Genomic DNA, 7,334 nt, shown 5'->3' with positions numbered 1-7,334 from the left:
CAGTCGAAGTTCGACGCCCTGTGGAACCACGACGACGACCAGGGCGTCGGCGCGCTGCGCGCCATCGAGCAGGCCGGACGCGACGACTTCCTCATGGTCGGCGGCGCGGGCGCCCTCTCCGCCTTCCAGGCCATCGAGAAGGACGACGGTGTCCTCAAGGCGACCGTCCTCTACCCGCCGACCATGGCCGCCTCCGCGATCGACCTCGCCCGCGCCCTCGGCCAGAGCAAGGGCATAGGCGGCCTCGCCGAGTTCGAGATCCCGTCCTCGCTGACGCTCTACTCGGCCGTCGTCGACAAGGACAACGTCGACCAGTACATGTCCACCGGCTTCAAGTGACGGCTCCCGCCGGACGGGCCCGACCGGACCGACCACCGGGAGCCGGCAGCCACGGCTCCCGGAGATCCGGGCAGGGCCCCACCCCCCACCGCGCCGCGACCACGAGGAGGACACACGCATGGGACAGCCGCAGCAGCCCGACCAGGCCGAGGCGGAGGAGGCAGGGGCCCCAGGTCCCGGCACCAGCGCCGGGACCTGGCCCGCCGGGCTCGCCGGCGGGGCCGGCAGACCGCCGCTGCGGGTCGGCATGGTCGGGTACGCGTTCATGGGGGCCGCGCACTCGCAGGGCTGGCGCACCGCGGGACGGGTCTTCGACCTGCCGCTCAGCCCGGTCCTCGCCGCGGTCTGCGGACGTGACCGGGACGCCGTGCGGGCCATGGCGGACCGGCACGGCTGGGCCACGACGGAGACGGACTGGCGGGCCCTCGTCGCCCGCGACGACATCGACCTCGTCGACATCTGCACCCCCGGCGACAGCCACGCCGAGATCGCCCTCGCCGCCCTGGCCGCGGGCAAGCACGTGCTCTGTGAGAAGCCGCTCGCCAACACCGTCGAGGAGGCGGAGGCCATGACGGCGGCGGCCGAGGAGGCCCACGCGCGCGGCCAGGTGGCGATGGTCGGCTTCAACTACCGCCGGGTGCCCGCCACCGCGCTGGCCCGGCGCATGGTCGCCGAGGGGCGGCTCGGCGCCCTCCGTCACGTACGGGTGACCTACCTTCAGGACTGGCTCGTGGACCCGGAGTTCCCGCTGACCTGGCGGCTGCGCAAGGAGTCGGCCGGTTCCGGGGCGCTCGGCGACCTCGGGGCGCACATCGTCGACCTCGCGCAGTACCTCGCCGGTGAGCCGGTCGTCGGGGTGTCGGCGCTGACCGAGACCTTCGTACGGGAACGCCCCCTGCCCGCCGGGGCGTCCAGCGGGCTGGCGTCGGCCGGGGGCTCCGACGCGCGCGGGGCCGTCACGGTCGACGACGCCGCCCTGTTCACCGGCCGTTTCGCCTCCGGCGCGATCGCCTCCTTCGAGGCCACCCGCTTCGCCACCGGCCGCAAGAACGCCCTGTGCATCGAACTCAACGGCGAGCGGGGCTCGTTGGCCTTCGACCTGGAACGGCTCAACGAGCTCTCGTACCACGACCACACCGGGCCCGGCACCCACGCCGGTTTCCGCCGCATCCTCGTCACCGAGTCCGACCACCCCTACCTGGACGCCTGGTGGCCGCCGGGCCACGGTCTCGGCTACGAGCACACCTTCGTCCACCAGGCCCGCGACCTGATCCAGGCCGTCGCGGCGGGCGAGCGGCCCGCTCCGTCCTTCGCGGACGGGCTCCAGGTGCAGCGTGTGCTCGCGGCGGTCGAGGAGAGCGCCGAGAAGAACTCCGTCTACACCCCCACCGCGGTCTGAGGAGGCCCCGCACCATGCCGCGCACCTTCACGCTCTTCACCGGCCAGTGGGCCGACCTGCCCCTCGAAGAGGTCTGCCGCCTCGCCCGCGACTTCGGCTACGAGGGACTCGAACTCGCCTGCTGGGGCGACCACTTCGAGGTCGACAAGGCGCTCGCGGACCCGTCGTACCTCGCCTCCCGGCACCAGCTGCTGGAGAAGTACGGCCTGAAGTGCTGGGCCGTCTCCAACCACCTCGTCGGCCAGGCCGTCTGCGACGCCATCATCGACGAACGCCACCGGGCCATCCTGCCCGCCCGGATCTGGGGCGACGGCGAGCCCGAGGGCGTACGGCAGCGGGCCGCCGCCGAGATGGCCGACACCGCGCGGGCGGCGGCGGCCTTCGGCGTCGACACCGTCATCGGCTTCACCGGCTCCGCGATCTGGCACCTGGTCGCCATGTTCCCGCCCGCCCCCGAGTCGATGATCGAGCGCGGTTACGAGGACTTCGCGACCCGCTGGAACCCGATCCTCGACGTCTTCGACGCCGAGGGCGTGCGGTTCGCCCACGAGGTCCACCCGAGCGAGATCGCCTACGACTACTGGACCACCCAGCGCGCCCTGGAAGCGGTCGACCACCGGCCCGCGTTCGGCCTCAACTTCGACCCCTCGCACTTCGTGTGGCAGGACCTCGACCCGGTCGGCTTCCTGTGGGACTTCCGCGACCGGATCTACCACGTGGACTGCAAGGAGGCCCGCAAGCGCCTCGACGGCCGCAACGGCCGCCTCGGCTCGCACCTGCCCTGGGGCGACCCGCGCCGCGGCTGGGACTTCGTGTCCGCCGGCCACGGCGACGTGCCGTGGGAGGACGTCTTCCGGATGCTCCGCTCGATCGGCTACCAGGGCCCGATCTCCGTCGAGTGGGAGGACGCCGGCATGGACCGGCTCCAGGGCGCCCCCGAGGCCCTGAACCGCCTCAAGGCGTTCGACTTCGAACCGCCGTCGGCCTCGTTCGACGCGGCGTTCGGCGGCAACGACTAGGTCCATGCCGGCCGGGAGTCCCCGCACGGGACTCCCGGCCCGGCCCCCGGCCCGGCTCATCGGGCCGGCTGTCCGGCCGGGTCCCCACGGCCCGGCCGTGTCTCCGGGGTGACGGCGCACCCCGGCGTACCGCACACACCCGTACAGCTCCGTACGACCAAGCCCCTCCTTGGAGGCCTTTCGTGCACCCGTACGACGACAACAGACACCCCACCAGCCCCTTCAGACGCCGGAGAGTCCGCGGCCCCCTGGCTCTGCTGAGCGGTCTGCTGCTCGCCGGCGCCTCGCTCTCGCTGACCTCGCCCGCCGCGGGAGCGGCCGAGGCCGCCCCGCGGGCCGCCGCGGCCGAGGACTTCCAGCAGGTCACCCTCGCCAAGGGCGAACCCGAGGTCGGCGAGCCCATGTCGCTCGCCGTGCTCCCGGACCGCTCGGTGCTGCACACCTCCCGCGACGGCGAACTGCGGCTGACCGACGCGGCCGGCAACACCCGCCTCGCCGGCAAGCTCGATGTGTACTCCCACGACGAGGAGGGTCTCCAGGGCATCGGCGTCGACCCCGGCTTCGCCGACAACCGCTTCATCTACCTGTACTACGCGCCCCCGCTGAACACCCCGGCCGGGGACGCCCCCGAGACCGGCAGCGCCGCCGACTTCGCGCCCTTCGACGGCGTCAACCGACTGTCCCGCTTCGTCCTGAGGACGGACGGCACGCTCGACAAGGCCAGCGAGAAGAAGATCCTCGACGTGCCCGCCTCGCGCGGCATCTGCTGTCACGTCGGCGGCGACATCGACTTCGACGCGGCGGGCAACCTGTACCTGTCGACCGGCGACGACAGCAACCCGTTCCAGTCGGACGGTTTCACCCCCATCGACGAGCGCGCGAACCGCAACCCGGCCTTCGACGCGCAGCGCACCGCCGCCAACACCAACGACCTGCGCGGCAAGATCCTGCGCATCAAGGTCGGCGCCGACGGCTCGTACGCCATACCCGACGGCAACCTCTTCGCGCCCGGCACGGACAAGACGCGCCCCGAGATCTACGCGATGGGCCTGCGCAACCCGTTCCGCTTCAGCGTCGACAAGAAGACCGGCATCCTCTACGTCGGCGAGTACGGCCCCGACGCGGGCGCCGCCAACCCCTCGCGCGGCCCGGCCGGCCAGGTCGAGTTCGCCCGCGTCACCAAGCCCGGCAACTTCGGCTGGCCGTACTGCACCGGCAAGAACGACGCCTACGTCGACTACGACTTCGCCACCGGCGCCTCCGGCGCCGCCTTCGACTGCGCGGCGCCGAAGAACACCTCCCCGAACAACACGGGCCTGACCGAGCTGCCGCCCGCCGAGCCCGCGTGGATCCCCTACAACGGCAACTCCCTGCCGGAGTTCGGCGACGGCTCCGAGTCCCCGGTGGGCGGCCCGGTCTACCACTACGACGCCTCCCTCGACTCACCGGTGAAGTTCCCCGAGGCGTACGACGGGGACTTCTTCGCCGGTGAGTTCGGCCGCCGCTGGATCAAGCGCATCACCAGCGACGCCGACGGCACCGTGCGCTCCATCGCCGACGTGCCCTGGACGGGCACCCAGGTGATGGACATGGCCTTCGGCCCGGACGGCGCGCTGTACGTCCTCGACTACGGCATCTCCTGGTTCGGCGGCGACGAGCACTCCGCCCTGTACCGCATCGAGAACGCCACCGACGGCCACTCGCCGGTCGCCCAGGCCGCCGCCGACCGCACCTCCGGCCAGGCGAGGCTCAAGGTCCGCTTCTCCTCCGCGGGCACCAGCGACCAGGACGGCGACGCCCTCACCTACAGCTGGGACTTCGGCGACGGCTCCACGTCCACGGCGGCGAACCCGACGCACACCTACAAGAAGAACGGCACCTACACGGCGACCGTCACCGCGAAGGACCCCTCCGGCCGCACCGGCAGCGCCAGCGTGCAGATCGTCGTCGGCAACACCGCGCCCAAGGTGACCCTGGAACTCCCGCAGGACGGCCAGCTGTTCGCCTTCGGTGAGGCCGTACCGTTCAAGGTGCGGGTCAGCGACCCGGAGGACGGCCGGCCCATCGACTGCGCCAAGGTCAAGGTCACCTTCGTCCTCGGCCACGACAGTCACGGCCACCCGGTGACCTCCGCCAACGGCTGCACCGGCACCATCCAGACCAGCGCCGACGGCGGCCACGACGAGAACGCCAACATCTTCGGGGTGTTCGACGCCGAGTACACCGACGGCGGGGGCGGCGGCCAGGCCCCGCTGACCACACACGACCGGCACGTCGTCCAGCCCAAGCACCGCCAGGCCGAGCACTACGGCGACTCCTCCGGCGTCACCGTCCAGTCGAAGGCCACCGCCCACGGCGGCAAGACCGTCGGGGACATCTCCCACGGCGACTGGATCTCCTTCAAGCCGTACGTCCTGTCCAACGCCACGAAGATCACCGCGCGGATCTCCTCCGGAGGCGCGGGCGGCAAGCTGGAGGTCCGGGCGGGCTCGCCCACCGGCCGGCTGCTCGGCAGCACCACCGTGCCGGTCACCGGCGGCTGGGAGAACTTCCAGGACGTCACCGCGAACCTGACCAGGGCCCCGCGCGGTACCACCACGCTCTACCTGGTGTTCAAGGGCAGCGGCTCCGGCGGGTTGTTCGACGTGGACGACTTCACGTTCACGACGAGGTGAGGGGCGGCCATGCGAACGAACGGACGTATGGGGACGGCCGCGATCGGCGCCGCCCTGCTGATCGGCTGCGTCTCGGGACCCGCCGTGTCCGATGAGGCGGCCGACGCCGGTACGGCACGCGGCTCCGCACAGGCCCGGGTGCTGGTGTTCTCCAAGACCGCCGGCTTCCGGCACGACTCCATCCCCGAGGGCATCACCGCCGTACGGGAACTGGGCGCCGCCCACGGCTTCCGGGTCGACGCCACGGAGGACGCCGGCGCCTTCACCACCCGCAACCTCGGCCGGTACGCCGCCGTCGTCTTCCTCTCCACCACCGGCGACGTCCTGAACCCGGCCCAGCAGACCGCGTTCGAGCGGTACATCGGACGCGGCGGCGCCTACGTCGGCATCCACGCCGCCGCCGACACCGAGTACGACTGGGCGTTCTACGGCGGACTCGCGGGCGCCTACTTCCAGTCGCACCCCGCGATCCAGCCCGCGACGGTCGACGTCGAGGACCACGCCCACCCGGCGACCGCCTCACTGGGCGCGACCTGGAACCGCACGGACGAGTGGTACAACTACCGCTCCAACCCCCGTGAACGGGCCCATGTCCTCGCCTCGCTCGACGAGTCGTCGTACAGCGGCGGCACCATGAACGGCGACCATCCCATCGCCTGGTGCCAGAACTACCGGGGCGGCCGCGCCTTCTACACCGGGGGCGGCCACACCAAGGAGTCGTACGCCGAACCGGCCTTCCGGCAGCATCTGCTGGGCGGCATCCGGTGGGCGATCGGCGAGGCCCAGGCCGACTGCCGGCCGGAGAACGGCTACCGGCCGCTGTTCGACGGCACCTCCCTGGACGGCTGGCGGCAGGCCGGGCCGGGCTCCTTCGAGCGCGGCGCCGACGGCACGCTCACCTCCAGCGGCGGCATGGGCATGCTCTGGCACGCCGACCGCAGCTTCGGGTCGTACTCCCTGAAGCTCGACTGGAGGACGGACGGCGCCTTGGGCGACGACAACTCGGGGGTGTTCGTGGGCTTCCCGCCCTCGGACGACCCGTGGTCGGCCGTGAACAACGGCTACGAGATCCAGATCGACGCCACCGACGTACCCGAGCGGACCACCGGGTCCGTCTACGGCTTCCGCTCCGCCGACATCAGGAAGCGCGACCGCGCCCTGAACCCGCCGGGGGAGTGGAACACGTACGAGATCCGGGTGGAGGGCGAACGCCTGCGCGTGTGGCTCAACGGCGTGCAGATCAACGATTTCACCAACACCGATCCGGCCCGGAGCCTCAGGGACGGTCACCTCGGCATCCAGAACCACGGTGCCGACGACCGGGTGTCCTTCCGAGACGTCCGGATCAAGGAACTGCCCGCGCGGACCGTCGGCACGGCGGCCCCGCCCACGGGCGACTGAACGGCGGCGGGCGGGGGACGCCGGACCTCCGCCCGCCGCCTCCCCGCCCGGCGTACCCACATTCCGGTGCTCGCCGGGTCCGCCCGGCGCGTCCGGGTCCCCGCACCACGTGCTCGACAAGGAGGCTGCCCATGTCCGCGTCCCCGTCCGTGTCCGTGCCGGGTTCCGCGCCGCGTGTCGGCGTCTGGCTGATCGGGGCCCGCGGCTCCGTCGCCACCACCGTCGTCGCGGGCTGCGCGGCCCTCACCGCGGACCTGCACACCCCCACGGGCATGGTCACCGAGACACCCCTCTTCGCGGGCTCGGGCCTCCCGCCGCTGGCCTCCCTCGTCTTCGGCGGCCACGACACCACGGACTGCCCCCTGCCCAAACGCGCCGAGGCCCTCGCCGCGGGCGGCGTCCTCCCCCACGGCCTGCCCGCCGCCGTCACCGCCGAACTCGCCGCCGCCGACCGCGAGATCAGGCCCGGCGGCGGCGAGTTCGGCGGTGACGGCGGCGGGC

5 protein-coding genes and 1 pseudogene are annotated in these 7,334 nt (G+C 72.5%); all 6 read left to right on the top strand.

Annotated elements, in window-relative coordinates; translation table 11 throughout:
• A pseudogene (locus tag AOK23_RS37670) lies at positions 1-339 on the top strand (sugar ABC transporter substrate-binding protein); the annotation flags it as partial.
• A gap of 118 nt (positions 340-457) precedes the next feature.
• Positions 458-1,738, top strand: a complete 1,281-nt coding sequence (locus AOK23_RS37665; protein ID WP_055716976.1) for a Gfo/Idh/MocA family protein — start codon at positions 458-460, stop codon at positions 1,736-1,738.
• Between the two features lie 14 nt (positions 1,739-1,752).
• The gene (locus AOK23_RS37660) at positions 1,753-2,757 is read left to right on the top strand and encodes a sugar phosphate isomerase/epimerase family protein (protein WP_055716975.1); all 1,005 of its coding nucleotides are present in this window, start codon (positions 1,753-1,755) and stop codon (positions 2,755-2,757) included.
• A gap of 182 nt (positions 2,758-2,939) precedes the next feature.
• A complete protein-coding gene (locus AOK23_RS37655) occupies positions 2,940-5,432 on the top strand; it encodes a PQQ-dependent sugar dehydrogenase (RefSeq protein ID WP_055716974.1) in 2,493 nt (830 codons plus the stop codon).
• A gap of 9 nt (positions 5,433-5,441) precedes the next feature.
• A complete protein-coding gene (locus AOK23_RS37650) occupies positions 5,442-6,833 on the top strand; it encodes a ThuA domain-containing protein (RefSeq protein ID WP_055716973.1) in 1,392 nt (463 codons plus the stop codon).
• Positions 6,834-6,964: 131 nt separating this feature from the next.
• On the top strand, positions 6,965-7,334 hold a 370-nt coding region (locus AOK23_RS37645), incomplete at its 3' end, for an inositol-3-phosphate synthase (protein WP_206336404.1).

This window comes from Streptomyces torulosus (assembly GCF_001419765.1).
Taxonomy (GTDB): domain Bacteria; phylum Actinomycetota; class Actinomycetes; order Streptomycetales; family Streptomycetaceae; genus Streptomyces; species Streptomyces torulosus.
The sequence above is the reverse complement of the archived record's forward strand: the minus strand, read 5'-3'. Positions and strand labels throughout refer to the sequence as shown.